Below are 24,823 nucleotides of genomic sequence, written 5' to 3'. Positions count from 1 at the left end.
AATCATGAGGGGCTACATCATCTTATACTGTACTGTATTATTTCCATTTCTGTGTATTGGACAAATACTAACCAACGATACCATACCTAGAATCGCACCTATATCTTATGAAATTAATGGAAACCAAGTAGTTTATGGAGCAGAAATGCCACCTTTAAATCAAATTGCCGGTGCTCCCAAAGCTTTTTACACCTACTATTGGGAATTTGGTGATGGTAATTATAGTTTTAAAGAAAAGCCTGTACATCGATATGCTTCTTCCGGAACATACAAAGCCAAACTTTGGACAACTAATAACTATGATAATGGGAAACCTCCTACAAGTAGGCCTAAATCAATAACTGTGAGTGATATATCCGATGAAGCTTCTATAGGCCCTAATTCCCCTTTTATTGAAGATCATGATTTAATTCTGAAACGAAATCGTGAACCTATTCCTGATCAGGAAATGGTATTTATAACAGGTTATAAGAATACCAATAACTATATTTCTAGTGGTAAATTGTACTTATTTTATAATGATAATCAATTTAAAAATGATAATTTTATTCTAGAAGACACCCGATTGCACCATGGGGAAAAGATTATTCCACTACCCATTATTTCTGAAACGCTCTCTCAAAACGATAACCATACTTTATTAGCTTCTGCAACTCATACAACACTACAAAATAGAACATTATTTGTTCAGGACACTACCAAAAGAAAAAACCTTCCACTTACATTAGAAGAGTCCAAATCATTGTATCGCAATTATCAGGTAATTGCATTTAATGATATGCAACCTGGTGAAGAACGAAACATTTTCAGGACTCTAAAAACAACACCCGAAATGATCAAAGATACCAGCGCTATTGTTACACTAAGAAGTATTTATGTCCCTGATGAAAATTTTGACAACCACACCGTGAAGGATACAGAAATGGAAATCGTCACTTCTCATGATCCCAACAAAATGTCTTCTAATGGTTGGTTAATGAACTATCGGTTAGTTCGTTTTAAACGTCTCAAATTTAAAGTACGTTTTCAAAACAACGGAGAAGGCCCTGCCAATACTATAAAACTAGCTGTAGACACTCCAGAAATGTTTGATAAATCTACATTAAAAATTGATGGTATGTATCCCGAATGCCCAATTTGTCCTAAAGAAAGAGAAGTTAATTACAGTTGTCTCGATACTATTCTAAAAAAAGACAAGATCATTTTTCAGTTTAATCGAATATATCTTCCCGGAAGCCAACAAAAGAATGTAGCCGAAATAGACTCGACCAAAGGATTTGTAAAGTATTCTATGAAATTTGGCAAAGACTTTCATAAAAAAAAGACCAAAAGCCGTACTGCTATATATTTTGACAAAAACGAGCCTATTATCACCAACTATGCAACTACACGGTTTATGCCCGGTATTTCTATAGGTGCAAAAGCAGGATATATCATGGTTCCCGAACTCGACAATCAAAAAGAGTATTTTGTTGGAGCAACATTATCTCCTTTTAAATCCTACAGAGGATATTATCAGGCAGAATTAATGGCATCTGCATCTTCTTATGACAAACTACGAAACTTTGAAACCACTTCTATAGATGCAAATGGTACAGAAAGCTTGATTCAATTCTCAGAAGCTAATACATTCAATAATATTTCTATTTATGCGGTTCCTGGATCATTTCGCTATAATTTCAACAACTTTTTTGCTATGGGAGCAGGTGTTCAATTAAAAATGGATATCACAAGTAAAAATGATCAGGAAACAATAGGAGAAGGTTTTACGATTATTAGAAATAATGGCCCAACTCCCCCAGAAATTATTCGAAATCAAGATCTTGATGTTGCAGAAACACAAGAAATAAAAGATGATTTTACAAATATACAGACTGGTGTTTTTGTTGGAATAAATTTGGGGGCTGTAAGAATAGGACCGAGTCTGGGAGTTAGATATGTTTATAATTTTGATAGCCCAAACTCTCAAATTCAATTCTATGGTATTTGGAAGTTTTAGAACATTTCTATGTATTGTTATTCTGTGGTTAGGAAATCCAATCGTACAGGCACAGCAAAAAACAAAAACCTCAACGTTTTTATATGATCAATTAGATCACTTTATACAAAAACCATCGAATTCTGAAGCACTACGGTTAAGTAAAATAATTGCTCCAAAAAAAGATCAGCTTCATACAAAAGCAGATCAGTTAGCTTGGGTAATCATACACTGCAATCTGGGGTATTACAACAATCGATTTAACGACAAACCAACAGCTATTTTATATTATGAAACTGCCTGGAAAACATATTATGAAAAAGGATTAATCGATTATGATATCATTGAAAATTGCTTACAACCACTTGGGAATATCTATACAGAAGTTGGGGATTTACCCAAAGCCGAAACCACTATAAAAAACTATTTATATCTGGCTGAGCAATCTAAGGATACCACAAAAATTATTTCTGGGATTACTAATCTTTCTATCGTATATCATAACCAAGGAAATTATCCAAAAGCTCTCGAAATACTTAAACAAGGGTTAAATATTGACCCAAACAACATCAATTTATTAACAAACACAGCCACAAATTACCTGGATTCTGGTGACTATAGCAAAGCAAAAACTTTTGCTAATAAAGTAATTACAATAAATGCAAATCAAATAAATGCTTATCAGATTCTTGCTGCTACGGCTTTAGAGAAAAAAGAATTTAAAAAAGCTCAGGATTATATTACACAGGCCAGATTTCAATTGCTCAAAAATAAAAATACATCAGCAAGAACTACTGTCAAATGGCAATTAGCTTATATCGATATTTTATTATCCAAGTCAGAATTTATCGAAACTCAAAAAAACCTGAAAGAAATATATACCGCTCTCCTACCGGGATATTCGCCAAGTACTGATTTACCATCTAAAGAGTATCTTATCGCAGATAGGCTTCTGTTAAAAGCTTTAGATATTCACGCATATATTTATCAACAAACCAAAAAACCTCTTTTAGCGATAGCTGCCTTTGATTTAGCTTTTGATGTAAACTCAAAGCTAAATATTGTATATCCGCTTCAGGACACTCGGATCATTCAACACAGTCAAAACAGAAACAGAACAGAAGCCTATATTGATCTTCTTTTTACTATTCACCAAACCCAAAAAGAGGAAAAATATGGCATACAAGCATTTCGGGCAGCCGAGCATTCTAAATCTCCTCTTGTAAATGAAGCTTTGATATCCAAAAAAATACTATCTCAATACAAAAACGATTCTTTGGTCTCAAATAAAAATCGACTTAATGCAGCATTAACATCCTATGAGACTCTAATTTTAAAAGAAAAATTAAAAGGCGAGGGTGCTCGTATTGATCAAATTCAAAAATGGACTACAGCTCACGACACTACATCTATTGTCCTTAAAGAAATACTCAAAAAACTTCGTCATACATATCCCAAACTACTTCAACATCAAAACAATATTTCTATTCCGGCTCTTCAGAAAAAATTAAAAAAAGATCATACCACTTTGATTGAATATTTTTATGGAAACCGAAACATATATCAATTTATAATCAGCCGAGATTCTTTTGAAATCAAAAAAATAGAAAATCCCGAATATTTTAAAAGTACCATCAAAAAGTATGTTCATTATTTCGACAATGCTTCGATGATTACCAGCGACATAACCGAATTCACAAAAAATGCTGCAGAGCTTTTTAACGTGTTAAAAATCCCCAAACAACCAAAAAAACTATTAATCGTCCCCGATGGTCTTCTTTATTTTATTCCTTTTGAGACCCTATTATTAAAAAAGACGAATTCAATAAATTTTAGTAAAATGCCTTTTTTAATACGATCTGCTGAAATAAGTTATGAAATTTCGGCTGGTAAGTATTTGCGATCTAACCCTAAAAATCCTCAGAAAAAAACGGTTCTGGGTGTATTCCCTGTTTTTGAAAATACAGAGAAAGAACTCTCATTTTCAAAAAACGAAAGCAAATCTATACAGTACTATTTTAACGGGGATTTTATAGAAAACGAACAAGCAACTTATCAACGGTTTATTAAATTAGCAAAAGAACATGATATTATTCATTTGTCTACACACGCCGAATCAGGGAGTTTTTCTAGACCAGCCTCTATACAATTTTGGGATCAGGATATTCTGGTTAATCAATTATACGGAGCACAGCTTAATGCAAATCTGGTAGTGCTAAGTGCTTGCGAAACTGGTGTGGGCAGATTAGCAAAAGGAGAAGGTCCTATTAGTATTGGCAGAGGTTTTCATTATGCCGGAGTAGAAAACATACTCTTTTCATTATGGAAAGTAAATGACAAAACTACTGCTACAGTAATGAAAAACTTTTACCAAAATCTTAATCATTCTATTCCCAAGGCAAAAGCGATACATCTTGCCAAGCTAGACTATCTGGATACAGAAAGCATCTCTAATGTTCAGAAATCACCTTATTATTGGGCCTCATTTGTATATTATGGCGAGATCGGGCATTCTTATTCTTTAAGCTATTTTTGGTATAAAATAGGTATTGTTTTATTTATTTTAATTATACTACTTTTACCGAAGTTTCTTCAAAATAAAGCATGAGTACACTTCGAAAATTTTTAAACCAAAAAGAATATCACAGAATTAAATTAGTTTTTACAAAGACAAATCATTTTGAAGTTAAAGCAATATTAAATGATGTAGAGGGTAATTTTATAGTCGACACAGGTGCTTCTAACTCCTGTGTAGGGTTTGAAGCTGTAGATAAATTTTCTCTTTTTGCCCAGGATAGTGATGTAAAAGCTGCTGGAGCAGGTGCTACCGATATGCTAACACAACTTTCACAAAAAAATACCATACAAATCGGAAGCTGGTCAAGAAAAAGAATATCTCTTGTTTTATTTGATCTTAACCATGTAAATGCAGCATTGATAGCACATCATGCAGAACCTGTCGATGGCATTATTGGAGCTGACATCCTTAAAAGAGGAAAAGCAATTATTGACTACGAAAAAAAATGCATGTATTTGAAATAAGCTTAATTATCTACTATAGCATATTATACGACAGCTAAAAAAATAGTTTAAAAGTAAGATTTGTTACTATTTTTTAACTAAATTTAAGTTCTAAACATTAATATTAATCGATTTTTAATCAATGGTACGGATTCTACCTTCATACAAATGTTTCCTTAAATAATTGTTACATCCAACATCTTAGTATACAAAACTTATACTTGGATATTCTAAATTGCAAAATACGCTCATTAATTACCCAATTACCCCTGAATAAACTTTTATGGTAAAAAAGTTTATATCTCAAAAATCTTATGAGTTACCCCATTTATTGCAAATTTTAAATAAGCATTTCCTAGCTATTTTAAGCTAACACATCTGTCAAAATCAAGTAATTATACGTATTGACTGGTTTTTAACTTTCTGTTTTCTTTGAAAAGACAGACGACTAAAAGCAAGGCTGTCGTATTATATCTTAATGAATCTTTAACTTAAAAAAATTAAAATTATGGAATTTTATCTTTCGCAGATTGTGTATTGGGCTTGCAATTTTGCTCCCAGAACTTGGGCATTTTGCTCTGGTGCTTTAATAGCTATATCAAGTAACACAGCACTGTTTTCACTTCTAGGAACTACTTTTGGCGGAGATGGTCGTACAACTTTTGGTTTACCTGATTTAAGAGGGCGTGCACCTATTGGTTTTGGTAACGGGCCTGGTTTGTCTGATTATCGATTAGGATCAACAGGAGGAGTAGAGGTAGTTACGTTAAACACATTACAAATACCATCGCACAATCATATAATTGACACTTCTGGTCTTAATATAACAGTACAAATGAGCGCAAATAGTGGTCAGGCAGATACGCACACACCTACTAGTGGTGTATCATTAGCAGCTCCTTATGACAGCAGTAATTTAGCTGAAATCTCAGGGTATAATTCAGAAGCTCCAAATGTACCCATAGCAGGTGCTATAGGAGCAATAACTGGTAATGCAGAGACTCTAAATACAGGAGGAAGTCAATATCACGAAAACAGAATGCCTTTCCTTACATTAAATCCTTGCATTTGTATACAAGGCCTTTTCCCGTCTAGAAATTAAGTAGTACTACAACCATCTAGTTTGCATATAAATTAAGTATGTTGTTTGAGCTATTTTTTCAAACAACATACTTCTATCTTGAAGAATTATGACTCCTATCAAAATTGGCTTTTTAACACCATATTCGAGTATTTATCCTAATTTTTTTCCACATCTTGCCACGGGTTTTTACCTTGGTCTTGGTCAAAAACCTGGAAGAAGATCAGATATCGAACTCATTCCAGAATTTGCAGGTTCAGGAGGAATATCCTCGGTCATTGAAGCCACAAAAAAATTACTCAACTTTAGTAATGTTGACATTGTTTCGGGAATGATTAGTTACCGCTCCCTTCCTGATCTGGTTCAACTCATAGACAATAGGAAAGATGCTCTGGGATTCTTTTTTGATATGGGAGAAATGTTACCGAGTTTTGATTATCACAGTCCAAATGTATTTTTTAATTCTCATCAATTATATCAAAGTCAATATGCATTGGGATATTGGGCGCAAAAGGAATATCAACAACCTGGTTTGATTATTACACCTATATACAATTCTGGATATCACCTACATACCTCTTTTCAAGCTGGTATTAGTGCTGCAGGAGGTAATACTGTTTTACAATCCGTTATTCCATACAATACGAATAATCCACATCACCTTGATATCGAATCGATCTTTGATAAAATCAGAAAAGAAGCTCCTGCATATGTCCACGCCTTATTTGTAGGGCCACAAGGAAATGAGTTTTTAAATCTATGGAAATCAAAATCGTGGACAAAAGACATTCCTTTATTAGTAGCAGAAAACATGTTATATCCAGATATGCTAACTGATGTAAAACACCTCGAACTAAACCTATATGGAGCCATGCTATGGAATCCGAATGCTGAACATAAAATCAATAAGCAATTCGTGAAAAAATTCAAACAAAACACTGGACAACCTCCAAATCTTTATGCTTTACAAGGATACGAAACCGGGCTTTTATTTAAAGAGCTATTACGGCCTCTTAAAAAAAGGCAATGGGATGTTGTAAAAGAAAAACTACAAAAAATGAATATTGAAAGTCCGCGAGGTCTTAAAAACTTCTGTTCTAAAGAAGGTTTTATAACTCCTGATATTGATATTGTGAAAATAAAAACCAATAACTCTGGAATCTACAATACGATCATAGATATTGGCAAAAAAATGAATGAAAATAACCCTATTACCAATCATATTGTAGGAGAATTAGATTCTGGTTGGGTGAATCCATATTTATGCATATAAAACTTCATTTTTTTTAATTGCTGACCATACCTAATTATAAAAAAATAAAAAAACACATAGTAAAAAAAAGGAAAATTCGAATACACCTCTTAAAACCTTTATCTAATGAAAAAAATTACACTTTTATCTATGATGGTTCTTAGCTTTTTTGGCATTGCTATGGAATCATCTACAGATAACAAAAAACCAAGTATCTCTATAGAAGGAAACCCTTATGTTATACATCATATCTCTAGCCTATTTTCAGAATTAAACTTGGGATCTGACCCTATAGATGCCTATGCTATTACAAAAAAAATAAACGAACTAAATTACTATGCCCCTACAACACCCGTTACTCCCGGTACAGCGACTACATTTACAGGAACAAATTTTTTTCTAGAACCCTCTGCAGTAGCACTAAGTACCACCCAATTTGTCATAGCGTATAGATCTTCTGCTTCTGGTACGCCAGGAGAAGCTATTGTAGGGACACTATCCGGAAATGCGATCAGCTTTGGGAGCAGTACACAATTTGCTGCTACTGTAGGCGCTACACATACTGCTATTTCTGCTATAAGCGCTACACAATTTATCGTTGCTTTTGAAGATGAACGTGGAGCTTCTGATGTAGGAGAAATGAGAATAGGCACCGTATCGGGTAGTACTATTTCTTTTGGTAGCTCATTTGATTTTGCGCCTGGAGATGTTGATGCAATAGAGATGGAAGCTTTGTCTTCAACCAGTCATATAGTAGTCTATCGAGATGTCGAGGATAGTAATCGCGGAAAAGCAAAAATAATTACAGTAAGTGGGGCAACGCTGTCCTTTGGAACAGCAGCAACTTTTTTAACAGACGCAACAATTTGGACCGGTCTAGATGTATTGTCTTCTAGTACTTTTGTAATTGTTTATCAGGCAACCACTGCTGGTTCCGAAGGAGGAGCTGTTATAGGATCAGTTAGTGGATCAACCATTACTTTAGGTAGTGCAAACATTTTCGAAACTAATTGCAGACAAGTTGATGTAGTAGCTATTTCATCCGATAAGTTTGTAGTTGCTTATGATGATGATGACGATGGAAACGGTTATGTTCAGGTAGGATCGGTCAGCGGAACAACAATAACAGGATATGGAACACGCCAGCAATTAATCACAACCGTCGGAGGAGTTCGACTAGCCCCTTCCTCTTCTGATAAATTTATAGCTATGTATACTCCTACAAGCGGTACCGATCCAATTTACGCAAGAGAAGGTGAAGTTACAGGAACCAATATCACGCTAAGTGCTCAAGCTACCATTCATAGTGGTAATAGTGATATTCAAGCGATGGAAGTACTAAAAATTGATGACGGAAAACAAATCTACATATATCAAGATGAATCTAACAGTAGTATTGGTACGGCAATTTATGGCGAAGCTTCGGCACCAGTACCAGATACCGATCCTCCTGTAGTGACAAGTATTTCTTTGGTAGGTACACCGGCTATCAATGCTGCTTCAGTACAATATACAGTTTCATTCGATGAAAATGCTAATAATATTTCTACAGATGATTTTTCTCTAACGACTACCTCAGGAACAGCCTCAGGAACAGTGTCTAGTGTAAGTTCCTCATCAGGAACAAGTGTTACTGTAACTATAAATACAATCACTGGCACAGGAGGTATTCGTCTAGATTTAAATGGGTCTACTAACATTGCAGATGATTTAGCTAATTCTGGACCAGCAGCATTTAATACCGGAGAGACCCATACAGTAGATCGTGATGCTCCAACAGGATATTCGGTTGCGATAGATCAAAGTCCTATCAACGCCGGAAATGACAATGCAGTAAGCTATACATTTAGCAGTGCAGAAGTTGGTGCTACCTATAATTATACTTTTAGTACTTCTGGGGGCGCCGGAACTATAACCGGATCTGGCACCGTAGCTTCTGCAGGAGCAACTATTTCAGGAATCGACCTGACCGGATTAGCCGATGGAACCATTTCACTTAGCGTAACATTAACCGATGTAAACGGAAATACAGGAAGTGCAGCAACCGATACAGAAACCAAAGAAACCGTTGCTCCAACAGGGTATTCGGTTGCAATAGATCAAAGTCCCATCAATGCCGGAAATGACAATGCAGTAAGCTATACATTTAGCAGTGCAGAAGTTGGTGCAACCTATAATTATACCTTTAGTACTTCTGGAGGAGCAGGAACAGTAACCGGATCTGGCACCGTAGCTTCTGCAGGAGCAACTATTTCAGGAATAGACCTGACCGGATTAGCCGATGGAACCATTACACTTAGCGTAACATTAACTGATGTAAATGGAAATACAGGAAGTGCAGCAACCGATACAGAAACCAAAGAAACCGTTGCTCCAACAGGGTATTCTGTCGTAATAAATCAAAGTCCCATCAATGCCGGAAATGACAATGCAGTAAGCTATACATTTAGCAGTGCAGAAGTAGGTGCAACCTATAATTATACCTTTAGTACTTCAGGAGGAGCAGGAACAGTAACCGGATCGGGAACTGTAGCTTCTGCAGGAGCAACTATTTCAGGAATAGACCTGACCGGATTAGCCGACGGAACCATTACATTAAGCGTAACACTTACCGATGTAAACGGAAATACAGGAAGTGCAGCAACCGATACAGAAACCAAAGAAACTGTGGCGCCAACAGGGTATTCTGTCGTAATAAATCAGAGCCCTATAAATGCCGGAAATGACAATGCAGTAAGCTATACATTTAGCAGTGCAGAAGTTGGTGCAACCTATAATTATACCTTTAGTACTTCTGGAGGAGCAGGAACAGTAACCGGATCTGGCACCGTAGCTTCTGCAGGAGCAACTATTTCAGGAATAGACCTGACCGGATTAGCCGATGGAACCATTACACTTAGCGTAACATTAACTGATGTAAATGGAAATACAGGAAGTGCGGCAACTGATACAGAAACCAAAGAAACCGTTGCTCCAACAGGGTATTCGGTTGCAATAGATCAAAGTCCCATCAATGCCGGAAATGACAATGCAGTAAGCTATACATTTAGCAGTGCAGAAGTAGGTGCAACCTATAATTATACCTTTAGTACTTCTGGAGGAGCAGGAACAGTAACCGGATCTGGCACCGTAGCTTCTGCAGGAGCAACTATTTCAGGAATAGACCTGACCGGATTAGCCGATGGAACCATTACACTTAGCGTAACATTAACTGATGTAAATGGAAATACAGGAAGTGCAGCAACTGATACCGAAACTAAAGAAACCGTTGCTCCAACAGGGTATTCGGTTGCAATAGATCAGAGTCCTATCAGTGATCTTAATGACAATGCAGTAAGCTATACATTTAGCAGTGCAGAAGTAGGTGCTACCTATAACTATACCTTTAGTACTTCAGGAGGAGCAGGAACAGTAACCGGATCTGGCACCGTAGCTTCTGCAGGAGCAACTATTTCTGGCATAGATCTTAGTGGTCTAGCCGATGGAACCATTACACTTAGCGTAACATTAACTGATGTAAATGGAAATACAGGAAGTGCAGCAACAGATACCGAAACCAAAGATACTGGAGCACCAACAGGATATTTGGTTGCAATAGATCAAAGTCCCATCAATGCCGGGAATGACAATGCAGTAAGCTATACATTTAGTAGTGCAGAAGTAGGTGCAACCTATAATTATACCTTTAGTACTTCAGGAGGAGCAGGAACAGTAACCGGATCTGGCACCGTAGCTTCTGCAGGAGCAACTATTTCTGGCATAGATCTTAGTGGTTTAACAGACGGCACAATAACATTAAGCGTTACGCTTACTGATGTAAATGGAAATACAGGAAGTGCGGCAACAGATACAGAAACCAAAGACACCCTTGCTCCAACAGGATATTCGGTTGCAATAGATCAGAGCCCTATCAATGCTGGGAATAACAATGCAGTAAGTTACACCTTCTCTTCTGCAGAAGTAGGTGCAACCTATAATTATACCTTTAGTAGTTCTGGAGGAGGAACCAATGTAACCGGATCCGGAACAGTGGCTTCTGCAACAGCAACGATTTCTAACATAGATCTTAGTGACCTGGGAGACGGAACTATTACATTAAGCGTAACGCTTACCGATGTAAACGGAAATACAGGAAGTGCAGCTACGGATACTGAAAATAAAAAGACGACACCTCCGACTGCAACCATAACCATTAGTGATTCTACATTAACGATTGGTGAAACTGCTACAATAACTGTTACTTTTTCTGAAGCAGTATCTGGATTTGACAATACGGATTTAACAATTCCTAATGGAACATTATCTACCGTTACTTCTACCGATGGTAATATCACTTTTACAGCTACCTATACTCCAGCAATCGATGTAGAAGATGATACTAACATTATCATTCTTGATAATACAGGAGTCACTGATAGTGTAGGAAATGCTGGAACGGGAACAACAAATTCTTCTAACTTTATTATTGATATGACGCCACCTACAGCAATTGTAGAAATTAGCGATAACGAATTAACAACAGGCGATACAGCCACGATAACTATTATTTTTTCTGAAGCCGTAACAGGTTTTACTAATGCCGATCTGGCAATACCTAATGGAACGCTCACAACAGTAAGTTCTACCGATGGCAATATCACTTTTACAGCTACATACACTCCAACAACCGGAATAACCGATACAGAAAATAGTATCACTTTGGATAATACCGGGGTAACTGATATTGCTGGCAACCCAGGAGTCGGAGTTACAGATTCTCCCAATTTCACGATTAATACGCAGCAAGAAATTCCAGTAACAACGCTTACGTTTGATAAAGGGTTTTCTCCTAATGGAGATGGGATAAATGATACCTGGGTAATAGAAGGAATTGAAGATTTTCCTAATCATACTATTCAACTATTTAGCAGATCAGGCGCTAAAGTATTTGAGGCTAAAGATTATCAAAATAATTGGGATGGAATCTCCAATGGCCGTTTAGCAGTTGGAAATGGCAAATTACCTGCCGGAGCATATTATTATATTATCGAAACAGGCAGTCAAGAAGTACCTCCTCTTGTCGGATGGATCTATATAAACTATTAATCCTATATAGTTTCAAAAAAAAAGAATCTAACTGTTATTATTTCCATCAAAATCAACAAAATAAAAGTAAAATGAAGTATTTAAAATATATAGTTTTTACGACCATCATGTCTTTTACCGGTAACGCCCAACAAGACCCACATTTTAGTATGTATAGATATAACATGAATGTAATCACTCCTGCATATGCCGGTACCAATGGTAGTCTTGAAGCAATATTTGCAGTAAGGAGCCAATGGGCTGGAGTTAAGGACGGTCCAGAAACTCTTAACTTTAATATAAACTCTCCGATAGGTAAAAATATCGGCATTGGATTAACCGCTGTAAGTGATAAAGTTTTTGTGTTAGATGAAACACATCTTTATGCTGATTTTTCATATAAAATAAAAGTTGCCGAAGAAACAAATCTCTATGCAGGAGTTAAAGTCGGAGGATCCTTTTTAAAGATAAATCTTAATGAAATAGGAATTGAAGATGACCCATTATTCACCCAAAATGTAAATACATTTAATCCTAATGTGGGTGTAGGATTTTATCTAAAAGCCAAGAAGTACTATATATCACTTTCTGCTCCTGGGCTGCTATCTAATGACAGGTACGAAAAAGAAGGATTAAATCCTGTCTCGGCCAGCGATGATTTGCAGGTATTTTTAGGTGCTGGATATGATTTTGATCTTAGCAATGATTTTAAATTACGCCCTTCTGCACTTGGTAAAGTCGTAAACAATGCACCTATATCTTTAGACCTTACCACTTCAATTGTATATAAAGAACGAATAGAACTAGGAGCAAATTATCGATTAGACGAAAGTATAACGGCATTTTTTACCGCTAGTTTTTTAGAAAACCTATTAAGCATTGGCTATGCATATGAGCATATTACATCTGATATAAATACCTATACCAATGGAACACATGAAGTGATTTTAAAATTTAAGCTGAAGTAAAATAAGGAAAAGCATCTATTTTATATCGAACGAACTTTATTCAAAAAATTATGTGAAATTTTAATCTACCACCAAAGCGATTAGGACAGACTTACATCCCTGTTCTGATTGCTTCTACAGGATCTAATTTTGAAGCTGACAATGCAGGTAAAATCCCGGCAATCAGACCTATTATCGTAGAAGAAAACATTCCCCAAAACATATTAGAACTAGAAAGTATAAACTTAAAATCACCTGTAAACTGTGATGCAAATATCGAAATTAACCAAACCAATAAGAGTCCAATTAATCCACCAAAAATAGCAAGAATAATTGCTTCAAACAGAAACTGAAATAATATAAATCTTTTTTTAGCTCCTAATGCCTTTTGTATACCTATTAGGTTTGTTCGTTCTTTAACACTTACAAACATAATATTAGCAATTCCAAAACCTCCTACCAGAAGTGAAAACATACCTATAAAACCTCCAATAGTAGACATTGTACCAGTAATGTTATCTATAAAATCTGTAAACCCTTGTAATTGATTTACAAAAAAATTATCACCTTCATCGGGCTTTAACCCTCGATATGCTCTTACTTTTTGTTTTAAGGCTGCTATAAATTCTGGGATATCAATATTAGATTCTGGCTTAATAATTATGGCAGGAAAAGACGATTTATTATTATCTCCATAGATCCTTCTAACCAGATTAACAGGAAGAATAACAGCTGTATCTTTACTATTTCCAAAGAGACCTGCTCCTTCTTTTTGAAGTACTCCTATCACAGTAAGCTTTCTTCCGTATAATCGTATTTTTTTCCCTATAGGTTCACTAGAACCAAACAGGCTATTAGCTATCTCATCTCCTATAACAATTACAGGAGCACCTGCCACAGATTCTTGCTCATTATAAAACCTTCCTTTTACGACCTGTAATTCTTCAATATCATAATAATCATTAGTAACTGGCGCAATCTCTACATTACTTATACTATTATCTTCGTACTTAATTGTTTCAGGAGCTACGTTTAAAATAAAACTGGCTGCTTTAAGATCAGGCATTGATCTATTGATATATTGATATTCCTCAAAAGTTACATCAGGAAATTGTTCTCGTTTCCATTGTGGTATATCAGAAGGGCCAAAAGAAAAACGCATGAGATAAATTGTGCTATTATCTAGAGAGCTTATACTTCCTTTGATTTCTTGTTTTAAAGAGTCTACCGCAGCAAGAACGCCTATAATCGAAAAAATCCCAATAGTAACACCCAATAGCGAAAGAAATGTACGCAACTTATTGTTTACAAGTGCATTAATAGCAAAATTAAAGCTTTCCTTAAGTACTCTAAGATAGATTAGCATGCTCTATTTTTTGAACTGGATTTTAAATTATTTAAATATAGGACGTTTTCCTTATATTTTTGTTACAATTTATTGAAAACAATTACACATAATTGATTGTCTAATTGGGTACTAAATTGCTATTTTTGCATTTTACTAACTAAATTTTCTCATGAGCAACACAAAAACTGCTAAATCTGCACTAATTTCTGTATTCAGTAAAGAAGGATTAGCACCTATCGTAAAAAAATTAGACGAACTTGATATTACAATTTATTCTACGGGTGGAACCGAAAAATTTATTAAAGATTTAGGTATTGATGTTATCCCTGTTGAAGATGTTACGTCTTATCCTTCAATCTTAGGTGGAAGAGTTAAAACATTGCACCCAAAAGTTTTTGGAGGAATCCTGAATCGTCAAAATAACGATAGTGATGTTGCAGAACTTGAGCAATATGAGATCCCTCAAATTGATATTGTTATTGTAGACCTATATCCTTTTGAAAAAACGGTAGCTTCTGGTGCACCTGAGCAAGATATTATTGAGAAAATAGACATCGGTGGAATTTCATTAATTAGAGCAGCTGCCAAAAACTTTTCTGATGTAACCTGTGTAGCTTCGGTTGATGATTATGCAGAATTTTTACAAGTGATTTCTGAAGGAAACGGAGTTATTTCTTTGGCAGATCGTAAACGTTTTGCTGCCAAAGCTTTTAATGTATCTTCTCACTACGACTCGGCAATTTTTAATTATTTTAATAGTGATCATGAAATTGCTTCTCTTAAAATAAGCGAAACCAAAGGTAAGGTATTACGATATGGTGAAAATCCGCATCAAAAAGGATTTTTCTTTGGGGATTTTGATACTATGTTTGATAAACTACACGGTAAAGAACTATCATATAACAACTTGCTTGATGTTGATGCAGCAGTAAACCTGATGAGTGAATTTAAAAGTGAGTCGCCAACATTTGCAATTTTAAAACATAACAACGCTTGTGGTTTAGCACAAAGAGAAACTGTTCTCCAGTCGTATATTGATGCATTGGCTGGTGATCCTGTTTCGGCATTTGGAGGTATCTTAATTAGTAATAGCGAAATTGATTCAGCAACTGCCGATGAAATTCATAAACTATTTTGCGAAGTTGTTATTGCTCCTTCTTTTAGTAATGATGCTATAGAGATCCTAAAAGGAAAGAAAAACAGAATTATTTTAGTACAAAAAGATATCGATTTGCCAAAAACGCAAGTACGTACTTGTTTAAACGGTGCACTGGTTCAGGACAAAGATCTTAAAACGGATGCCAAAACAGATTTGGAGACCGTAACTAAGGTAGCGCCTACATCAGAGCAAATAGAAGATCTTTTATTTGCATCAAAAATCTGTAAACACACCAAATCAAATACTATAGTATTTACTAAAGGAAAACAATTATTAGCAAGTGGAACAGGACAAACCTCTAGAGTAGATGCATTAAAGCAATCTGTAGAGAAAGCAAAGGCATTTAATTTTGATCTTAATGGAGCGGTTATGGCCAGTGATGCTTTTTTTCCTTTTCCAGATTGTGTAGAAATTGCAGACAATGCAGGTATTAAAGCTGTGATCCAACCAGGAGGTTCTATCAAGGATCAATTGAGCATTGATTACTGTGATCATAACGGAATTGCAATGGTTATGACCGGAACACGTCATTTTAAACATTAATTTTATTACATTTACTGAATTTTAACCCCTTTTTTTGACTTTTATGGGATTTTTTGACTTCTTTACCGAAGAGATTGCAATAGATTTAGGTACCGCTAACACATTAGTGATCCACAATGACAAAGTAGTAGTGGATAGTCCCTCTATTGTAGCCAGAGATATTATGACTGGTAAAATTATTGCAGCCGGAAAGGAGGCTGCCATGATGCAGGGAAAAACTCATGAGAATATAAAAACTATTCGCCCACTTAAGGATGGAGTAATTGCAGACTTTGATGCCAGTGAAAAAATGATAAGTATGTTTATCAAAGATATCCCGGCATTGAAGAAAAAAATATTTGCCCCTGCTTTGCGTATGGTAATATGTATTCCTTCGGGAATTACCGAAGTTGAAATGCGAGCAGTAAAAGAAAGTGCAGAACGTGTAAATGGAAAAGAAGTATACCTTATCCACGAACCTATGGCAGCTGCAATTGGTATTGGCGTAGATATTATGCAACCTAAAGGAAATATGATAGTGGATATAGGTGGAGGTACTACAGAAATTGCAGTTATTGCATTAGGAGGAATTGTATGTGATAAATCGGTAAAAATTGCAGGAGACGTATTTACCAATGATATTATATATTACATGCGTACACAACATAACTTATATGTTGGAGAACGTACTGCTGAGAAAATAAAAATACAAATTGGTGCTGCCACAGAAGATTTAGAATTACCACCTGAAGAAATGAATGTTCAGGGTCGTGATCTACTTACAGGAAAACCTAAACAGGTTCAGATTTCTTATAGAGAAATGGCTAAAGCACTTGATAAATCTATTCTACGTATCGAAGATGCTGTAATGGAAACCTTATCGCAAACTCCTCCAGAACTTGCAGCAGATATTTATAATACCGGTATATATCTTGCAGGAGGAGGTTCTATGTTACGTGGATTGGATAAGCGTTTATCACAAAAAACAGATTTACCAGTCTATATTGCAGAAGACCCATTAAGAGCAGTTGTACGAGGTACAGGGATTACACTAAAAAACCTAAATAGGTATAAGAGTGTTTTGATAAAATAATGTTGTAAAAAAACATTCCTGAAATATACCTAAATTTCTGATTTTACGTTATCCTGCTTTAATACTTGCTAAGTAAGGCTTAGCTTAACATAGAACGTTTAACCAAAGAAGTCATCATACTCTAAATCATGCAGCAGATTATTAATTTTTTAATTAAGAATAAACGTTTTCTGCTATTTCTTCTACTATTATGTATAGCACTAATTTTTACTATACAATCACATTCTTACCATAGAAGTAAATTTGTTGGTTCTACCAATTTTTTAAGTGGAGCGCTATACAGTTGGCAACACTCGGTAAGTGACTATTTTGGTCTAAAAAAGGAAAATCAGCGATTACTAGAAGAGAATGAAAACCTTCGTAATCAACTAAGTGCTCTAGGGGTAGATTCTGTTGCTACAAAATATCTGGACACGCTATCTTTTGATAAACCTTATACTTTTACCAAAGCTAGAGTAATTAAAAATGATTATAGCAAAATTGATAACTACATCCTGATTAATAAAGGCGAAAAAGATAGTATTGTACCCGATATGGGGGTTATTACAGATAAAGGCATTATAGGAATTATAGAGAATACTTCAAAAAATTACAGTAGAGTGATTTCTATTCTTAACAGTAATTCTAGAATTAATGCTGGATTAAAAAAGTCTAACCAGTATGGTTCTTTAATCTGGAATGGAAAAGATCCAAATATTGTTCAGCTAGAGACTATCCCTCGACAAGCAATTCTTAGAGAAGGAGACACTATTATAACACATGGTCGCTCAACTATTTTTCCTAAGGGAATAGGAATAGGAACAATTGCCAGTTATAAATTAAATCAAAACAAAAGCTATTATTTAATAGATGTCAAATTATTTAACGACATGAGTGATATTGGTTTTGTTTATGCAATAAAAAGTAGGGATATTGAAGAAATTAAAAGCTTAGAGAATTAAATCATGAACAGGGATACTTTACTACATATCATTAGATTCATTGTTTTGGTTTTAATTCAGGTATTTATCTTAAACCATATTAATTTTTTAGGATACCTAAACCCTTATATCTATATCATTTTTATTCTTATGGCCCCTATTAATATTAATAAAGGGCTTTTTCTTGTAGTAAGTTTTATGTTAGGGTTGATCATAGATATGTTTGGTGATTCTGGAGGCGTACATGCCGCCGCATGTACAGTTATTGCATTTTTTCGTCCAGTAGCATTGCGATCGGTATTTGGGCTTAGTTATGAGTTTCAAACCGTAAAACTAAGCAATGTTGGATTTGGTGAGCGTTTTGCTTATGTAATCTTAATGGTTTTAACACATCATATTGTACTTTTCTCGTTAGAAATTTTTAACTTCTCTCACATACTATTAATCATTAAAAAAACGTTATTTTCTAGTTTATTTACAATAGTGATTACCATGCTGGTTTTGGTATTGTTTAGAAGAAATGATTCATGAGAAAATTACTACTCTACCTAATAATTATTACTACTGGTGTTGTCTTTGTTGCAAGGTTGTTTTATTTGCAGATATACAATACTTCTTTTGCCTCGTTATCAGAAGATAATGCGATCAAAGTAATTTATGATTACCCTCAAAGAGGAGCTATTTATGATCGAAATGGAAGGTTACTAGTCACCAACCAACCTTCATACGATGTTATGGTTATTCCCAGAGAATTAAAACCTTTTGATACTTTAGAGTTTTGTTCTATTCTTAATATCGGTAAAGATAAACTTATAAAAAGGCTTAAAAAAGCTAGAGTCTATTCTCCAAGAGTACCTTCTATAGTTATACCACAATTGACCAAAGATGAGTATGCCTATCTTCAGGAAAAAATGAGGAAATTTGAAGGTTTTTATATTCAAAAACGTTCATTAAGGGATTATCAAACTGTTAATGCTGCAAACGTATTAGGGTATATTGGTGAAGTAAACGAAAGGTTAATAAAAGAAGATCCTTATTACCTCTCTGGAGATCTTATTGGTATTGATGGTGTAGAAAAACAATATGAGAATGAGCTTAGGGGTATCAAAGGAGTAAAACGAATTCAAAAAGATCGGTTTAATAGAGATATAGGGCCATATAAAAATGGAAAATTTGATACTCTTCCTGTAAATGGAAAAGATCTTACCTTAACTTTGGATTCAAAACTACAGGCATATGGACAAAAGCTTATGCAAAACAAACGAGGAGGTATTGTAGCTCTAGAACCTTCTACAGGAGAAATATTGGCTTTGGTAACAGCTCCAACATACAAACCAGAATTATTAGTAGGAAGAAAACGGTCTCCGAATTTCACCAAATTAGTTTATGACACTATTGCCATACCACTTTTTGATAGAGGTCTAAAAGCCGAATACCCTCCGGGGTCACCATTTAAAACAGTTAATGCATTAATAGCATTACAGGAAGGGGTAATTGATACTCAGGAAAGTATTTCTTGTAGAATGGGGTATTATTATGGAAAAAATGGAAGAAAACTTGGTTGTCATTCCCACAGAAGCCCACTAAACATGATTCCAGGCATAGCAAACTCTTGTAATGCATATTTTGCAACAGTATACAGAAGAATTATTGAAAAGTATGACACTCCGCAAGAAGGAATGGAAACCTGGAGAAAACATGTTGAAAGTTTTGGCTTAGGGAATTATTTGGGTTATGATTTACCAACAGGAAAAAGAGGAAAAGTGCCAACCGCAAAATATTACAATAAGATTTATCAATATCCAACTTATAAATGGTATGCATCTGCTACATTGTCTAATGCTATAGGACAAGGAGAAGTACTTTCTACTCCTATACAGTTAGCAAATATGACTGCTGCGATTGCAAACAGGGGACATTATTTTACTCCGCATATTATAAAAGCAGTAGATGGCAAGCCCATAGAAAACGAAAATTATACTATTCCTAAGGTTACAACAATTAACAAAGAGCATTTTGAACCTGTGGTAGAAGGAATGTATCAAGTATATACCCAAGGTACTGCACGATCCTTACAAGTCGAAGGTATTGAGATATGTGGGAAAACAGGAACAGCAGAAAACTTTACCAAAATTGATGGTAAAAAAACCCAACTTACCGATCATTCTGTTTTTGTAGCATTTGCTCCAAAAGATAATCCCAAAATAGCAATAGCTGTATTTGTCGAAAACGGATATTGGGGTGCTCGTTATGCGGGAAAAATTGCTTCACTAATGATAGAACAACATACAAACGGGGTCATCTCTAGAACTGATTTAGAAGATTGGATTCTCACACACAGTCTCGAAGAAGAATATGCCAAACCCTACAGTGGCGAACCATTTAAAATTAATCAATAATGGCAAGATCCAGTGTAGCTGCAATAGATTGGGTAACAGTCTTATTATTTTTATTACTTGTTGGTTTTGGGTGGGTAAACATCTACTCTGCTTCTTCTGAGAATGAAGCCTTCTCATTAGCTGATTTTTCACATGCATATGTTAGACAAGCCTATTGGATTTTATTCAGCATAGTATTGATTATTATTACTCAAGCTATAGAAGCAAAATTTTATGAACGCTTTGCAGGGTTGATTTATGTACTATCATTATTATCATTATTAGGTCTTTTTGTATTTGGAAAAAATATAAATGGTGCGACATCCTGGTATCAAATTGGGCCTGCTGGGTTACAACCTTCGGAGTTCGCCAAAGCATGTACGGCATTAGCCCTGGCTAAGTTCTTAAGTGATATGCAAACCAACATAAAAGTTCTTGGTTATCAGGTTAGAGCTTTTTTAATTATTGCAATTCCGGCCATATTTATTATACCCCAACCAGACCCAGGAAGTGCATTGGTCTATGCTGCTTTTTTCTTTCCATTATACAGAGAAGGTTTAGCCACTATATATTTAATTGTTGGAGCATCTGCCGCAGGATTATTTATTCTTACCTTGCTTTTTAATCCGATATGGGTAGTTCTGGTGGTTGCAGCCGTTATGCTTTTTATACTTATTAGAAATAGAAAACGAAAACCGAAATACTCAAGATATCTTCTTACTATTATTGTAGTAGCCGGATTCTGTTTTTCGGTTAACTATATCTTTAATCATGTATTCGAACAAAGGCATAGGGATAGATTTAATATTGTTTTAGGTAAAGAAGTTGACTCAAAAGGTATTGGTTATAATACCAATCAAAGTCAGATTGCTATTGGTAGTGGTGGTTGGATTGGTAAAGGATTTAGAGAAGGAACACAAACCAAAGGAGGCTTTGTCCCAGAACAACGTACCGATTACATATTTAGTACTGTTGGTGAAGAATGGGGTTTTCTGGGTGCAACTATGATTATAATTCTCTTTGTTTTATTATTAATCCGGCTTATCCATCTGGCCGAAAGACAAAAATCTCAATTTAGTCGTGTATACGGCTACAGTGTAGTGGGTATCTTATTTATTCATTTTACTATCAATATAGGCATGGTAACAGGATTAATGCCAACTATTGGTATTCCTTTACCTTTTTTTAGTTATGGAGGGTCTAGCTTATGGGGGTTTACAATTTTACTCTTTATTTTTATTAAACTAGACGCTAATCGAGTGAATGAGTGGTAACACTAAAAACATCAATATTAAAACTTCCATCCTTGGGTAGCAGAAGAAGCTTCTAATTGGTTCTCTACTTTATCCTCTAATGATGTAAAAAAATCGATCCCTGTTAATTTTTCGATTTCGTCTACAGGCACAACAAAGTTTTTTAAAGGTGTTTTAGTATCTTTATGTGGTATCAAAAAAGCAATCATTTTTGGATTAGTGGAAGAATTATTAAATACAATTTTATAAAATTGTTTAGGTACAGAGATATGTTCATACCCAATTGTAGGAAGATCTTCTGATAATATACCACCTGTTATTATATATACTCCATCATACGCTTTGGCCCAATATCTTATTTTTTGTTCTAAATAATTCCAGATACCGCTATTAAACTCATGATTTTGAGGTGTAATGTTCGAAGTAAGAAATGTCTCTTCAAAGGCCTGATATGTAAATCTCCTATCGCCAGCCGGACATAAATGCCCTCTATCATATCCAGATTTTTTATAATTGCGCCAATCTGCAGAAGACGATTTTACTTTTCTATCTTCTTCAAAAAAAGGTCGCTTAAATTCATTTGCAGATAAATGTTCTTTTTTTAATTCATAAGCTACCCATTCTGCCTGTTCATGTTTTTCAGAATATGATAATGAATAAAAATCATGAACTATTATAGCTCCTGTAGTAGATGTCGGAAGGTAATAAAAGCCTAAATCAGTCGTGTTTTTAGTTTTCTTCTCTGTAAAATCATTATTTTCAATATACCCTTCAAAGTAATAAAACCCAATAGTGACTATAATAATCAACATTGGATACAGATATTTTCTATTCATTCTCATATCATTTTGAAAAAGCAAAAATAACAAAACAATACTATTGAATTTTAATAGTAGAGCATCTAATTAACATCCTACAAAACTTCATAAGATTGTCCTGATTTCTTGACTATTCAAAGAATCGGGATAACACACATCCATAACATCCTAGTTTTACAAAAATACTAGAAAGCTATATGTTACTTTAAAACAAATAGTGAAATCTTAGAGACATATACCTGAGTGTCTATAAAAGTTCGGGGAATTAAATCTTAAAACTTTAATTTATGTTAGCAAACATTTTAAACCTCACCAATGGTAAAACATTGAACAAAAATGAACAACAATCTATTAATGGAGGAAGAATAAACGTCAATTGCCAAGGTGATCCATGCATGGTAGACGGCCACGGTGCTTGTTGTAGTAGACTTTTTAAGTGCAAACTAAACATATGTCAACTCTATATATGAAGTTTTCCTTGTTAGAGGAAATTTAGGAGAGAGTGATTTTTTATAAATTCACTCTCTTTCATTATTCCCTATATCAACACATCTGTGCCTTGTTAATATTTGTGATCCAACAAGAGATATACTAAGGTTAAAAAATCCTTTTATATAAATTTAAATAGTACACCAAAAAAACATAAAAAATTATAACATACTAGTTTTACAAAACTATTAGAAAGCTATATGTTACTTAAAACAAATAGTAAAATCTTAGAGACATATACCTGAGTGTCTATAAAAGTTCAGGGAATTTTAATTCTAAAATTTAATCATGTTATCAAACATTTTAAATCTCACCAATGGTAAAACATTGAACAAAAATGAACAACAATCTATTAACGGAGGGCACTTTAACTGTGCTGGAAGAGCATGTAGAATCAATGGAAATGGTGATCCCTATTGCTGTGGAGGTGCTACCTGTCGTAATAATGTATGTGGTTATTGGAATTAAGAATTATAAACCTCTAGCAAGGAGGTCTCTTTTGTAAAAATACTAATAAACCCCTATTTATTTATGATTCGTTACAAAAGGTAATTTTTTATCAGATAAAAATAACTCAAAATCTATTCTGCTACTTTAAAACAAATAGTGAAACTTTAGAGACATATACCTGAGTGTCTATAAAAGTTCGGGGAATACTATAATAATTTATTAAACTTTAATTATGTTATCAAACATTTTAAACCTTACTAATGGCAAGACATTGAACAAAAAAGAACAACAATCTATTAATGGAGGAAGAGCCAATAACTGTAATGGCAATCCATGTAGCAGTGGTAAAAATAATGTACCTTGTTGTGGAGGTACTACTTGTCAAAATAACTTATGTGGTTATTGGGCCTAAGAGAGTCATAAACCTCTAGTTTTTGGTTTATAAAAAGAGGATGGATTCTTAATTCACCCTCTTTTACTATTCTCTATATCAACACATCGGTGTCTTGTTAAGATTCTCATTAATATCTGTGATCCAACAACATATATAACAAGATCAAAAAATCCTTTCATATGAATTTAAATAGTACACCAAAAAAAAATATAAGATTGTCCTGATTTCTTGACTATTCAAAGAATCGGGACAATATAATGTTTATAACATTCTAATTTCACCAACACGACAATAGGCCTTTATCGTAGTTACATTACTCTAAACAAGACTCATATCACTTTAAAACAAATAAGTGAAAACATAGAGACATATAACCTGAGTGTCTATAAAAGTTCGGGGGAATACATTAATTTATTAAATTTTAATTATGTTATCAAATATTCTAAATCTTACCAATGGTAAAACATTAAACAAAAAGGAACAACAATCTATTAACGGAGGAAGAAAACGTGGATGTAGCGGTGCTCCATGCAGTAAGGGGAAAAATGGCGTATCTTGTTGTGCAGGTGCTAGATGTATTAACAATGTATGTGGCTACCCTGTCTAAAAAAACAATGTAGACTATATATAAAAGTTGCCATTTTTTTAGTTAGAAA

At 34.6% G+C, this 24,823-nt stretch carries 18 protein-coding genes; 16 read left to right on the top strand and 2 right to left on the bottom strand.

Annotated features, from left to right (window positions below; genetic code table 11):
• Window positions 1-4: 4 nt before the first annotated feature.
• The 7 genes from DK441_RS14730 to DK441_RS14700 all read left to right on the top strand — a co-directional run bounded on the left by DK441_RS14730 (window position 5) and on the right by DK441_RS14700 (window position 13,364).
• Window positions 5-1,999, top strand: a complete 1,995-nt coding sequence (locus tag DK441_RS14730) for a PKD domain-containing protein (protein WP_109851401.1) — start codon at window positions 5-7, stop codon at window positions 1,997-1,999.
• Window positions 1,980-4,586: a CHAT domain-containing protein gene (locus tag DK441_RS14725; protein ID WP_160112108.1), complete on the top strand. Its 2,607-nt coding sequence runs from the start codon at window positions 1,980-1,982 to the stop codon at window positions 4,584-4,586. The genes DK441_RS14730 and DK441_RS14725 overlap by 20 nt, the downstream gene beginning before the upstream one ends.
• Window positions 4,583-5,020, top strand: a complete 438-nt coding sequence (locus DK441_RS14720; RefSeq protein WP_025668058.1) for a retropepsin-like aspartic protease — start codon at window positions 4,583-4,585, stop codon at window positions 5,018-5,020. The genes DK441_RS14725 and DK441_RS14720 overlap by 4 nt, the downstream gene beginning before the upstream one ends.
• A gap of 487 nt (window positions 5,021-5,507) precedes the next feature.
• Window positions 5,508-6,101, top strand: coding sequence for a phage tail protein (locus tag DK441_RS14715; protein WP_109851399.1), 594 nt, complete (start codon window positions 5,508-5,510; stop codon window positions 6,099-6,101).
• An 88-nt stretch (window positions 6,102-6,189) separates the two neighbouring features.
• Window positions 6,190-7,353 carry an ABC transporter substrate-binding protein gene (locus DK441_RS14710; protein WP_109851398.1) on the top strand — a complete coding sequence of 388 codons (1,164 nt, stop codon included), beginning with the start codon at window positions 6,190-6,192 and terminating at the stop codon, window positions 7,351-7,353.
• A gap of 105 nt (window positions 7,354-7,458) precedes the next feature.
• Window positions 7,459-12,417 (top strand): Ig-like domain-containing protein, encoded by a 4,959-nt coding sequence (locus DK441_RS14705; RefSeq protein WP_109851397.1) that lies wholly within the window; start codon window positions 7,459-7,461, stop codon window positions 12,415-12,417.
• 71 nt (window positions 12,418-12,488) lie between these two features.
• Window positions 12,489-13,364 (top strand): type IX secretion system membrane protein PorP/SprF, encoded by an 876-nt coding sequence (locus DK441_RS14700; protein ID WP_160112107.1) that lies wholly within the window; start codon window positions 12,489-12,491, stop codon window positions 13,362-13,364.
• Between the two features lie 91 nt (window positions 13,365-13,455).
• Here the strand turns inward: DK441_RS14700 and DK441_RS14695 are convergent, their stop codons facing one another.
• Window positions 13,456-14,709 (bottom strand): ABC transporter permease, encoded by a 1,254-nt coding sequence (locus DK441_RS14695; RefSeq protein ID WP_025668044.1) that lies wholly within the window; start codon window positions 14,707-14,709, stop codon window positions 13,456-13,458.
• A gap of 151 nt (window positions 14,710-14,860) precedes the next feature.
• On the opposite strand from DK441_RS14695, the gene purH reads away from it, so the two are divergent.
• The 6 genes from purH (at window position 14,861) to rodA (ending at window position 22,037) form a co-directional block, all read left to right on the top strand.
• On the top strand, window positions 14,861-16,393 hold the full coding sequence (gene purH, locus DK441_RS14690; protein ID WP_109851395.1) for a bifunctional phosphoribosylaminoimidazolecarboxamide formyltransferase/IMP cyclohydrolase: 1,533 nt from the start codon (window positions 14,861-14,863) through the stop codon (window positions 16,391-16,393).
• A 43-nt stretch (window positions 16,394-16,436) separates the two neighbouring features.
• A complete protein-coding gene (locus DK441_RS14685; RefSeq protein WP_024772404.1) occupies window positions 16,437-17,465 on the top strand; it encodes a rod shape-determining protein in 1,029 nt (342 codons plus the stop codon).
• A 128-nt stretch (window positions 17,466-17,593) separates the two neighbouring features.
• Window positions 17,594-18,406, top strand: a complete 813-nt coding sequence (gene mreC, locus DK441_RS14680; protein WP_109851394.1) for a rod shape-determining protein MreC — start codon at window positions 17,594-17,596, stop codon at window positions 18,404-18,406.
• A 3-nt stretch (window positions 18,407-18,409) separates the two neighbouring features.
• The gene (mreD, locus tag DK441_RS14675; protein ID WP_025668040.1) at window positions 18,410-18,916 is read left to right on the top strand and encodes a rod shape-determining protein MreD; all 507 of its coding nucleotides are present in this window, start codon (window positions 18,410-18,412) and stop codon (window positions 18,914-18,916) included.
• Window positions 18,913-20,784 (top strand): penicillin-binding protein 2, encoded by a 1,872-nt coding sequence (mrdA, locus tag DK441_RS14670; protein WP_109851393.1) that lies wholly within the window; start codon window positions 18,913-18,915, stop codon window positions 20,782-20,784. The genes mreD and mrdA overlap by 4 nt, the downstream gene beginning before the upstream one ends.
• Window positions 20,784-22,037, top strand: coding sequence for a rod shape-determining protein RodA (rodA, locus tag DK441_RS14665; protein ID WP_109851392.1), 1,254 nt, complete (start codon window positions 20,784-20,786; stop codon window positions 22,035-22,037). The genes mrdA and rodA overlap by 1 nt, the downstream gene beginning before the upstream one ends.
• Window positions 22,038-22,054: 17 nt before the next feature.
• On the opposite strand, the gene DK441_RS14660 is transcribed toward rodA, so the two are convergent.
• Window positions 22,055-22,852: a DNA/RNA non-specific endonuclease gene (locus DK441_RS14660; protein WP_109851391.1), complete on the bottom strand. Its 798-nt coding sequence runs from the start codon at window positions 22,850-22,852 to the stop codon at window positions 22,055-22,057.
• A 759-nt stretch (window positions 22,853-23,611) separates the two neighbouring features.
• Between DK441_RS14660 and DK441_RS14655 the strand changes: the two genes are divergently transcribed.
• From DK441_RS14655 to DK441_RS14650, 3 genes are all read left to right on the top strand, one after another.
• Window positions 23,612-23,791 carry a hypothetical protein gene (locus DK441_RS14655; RefSeq protein ID WP_109851390.1) on the top strand — a complete coding sequence of 60 codons (180 nt, stop codon included), beginning with the start codon at window positions 23,612-23,614 and terminating at the stop codon, window positions 23,789-23,791.
• Between the two features lie 214 nt (window positions 23,792-24,005).
• The gene (locus DK441_RS26640) at window positions 24,006-24,185 is read left to right on the top strand and encodes a hypothetical protein (protein WP_132066207.1); all 180 of its coding nucleotides are present in this window, start codon (window positions 24,006-24,008) and stop codon (window positions 24,183-24,185) included.
• Window positions 24,186-24,594: 409 nt separating this feature from the next.
• Window positions 24,595-24,774, top strand: coding sequence for a bacteriocin-type signal sequence (locus tag DK441_RS14650; protein ID WP_109851389.1), 180 nt, complete (start codon window positions 24,595-24,597; stop codon window positions 24,772-24,774).
• Window positions 24,775-24,823 lie beyond the last annotated feature (49 nt).

It is taken from the genome of Aquimarina sp. AU58, from assembly GCF_900312745.1.
Classification (GTDB): domain Bacteria; phylum Bacteroidota; class Bacteroidia; order Flavobacteriales; family Flavobacteriaceae; genus Aquimarina; species Aquimarina spinulae.
Note: the sequence above shows the minus strand (reverse complement) of the source record. Positions and strands in the feature narration are given on the sequence as shown.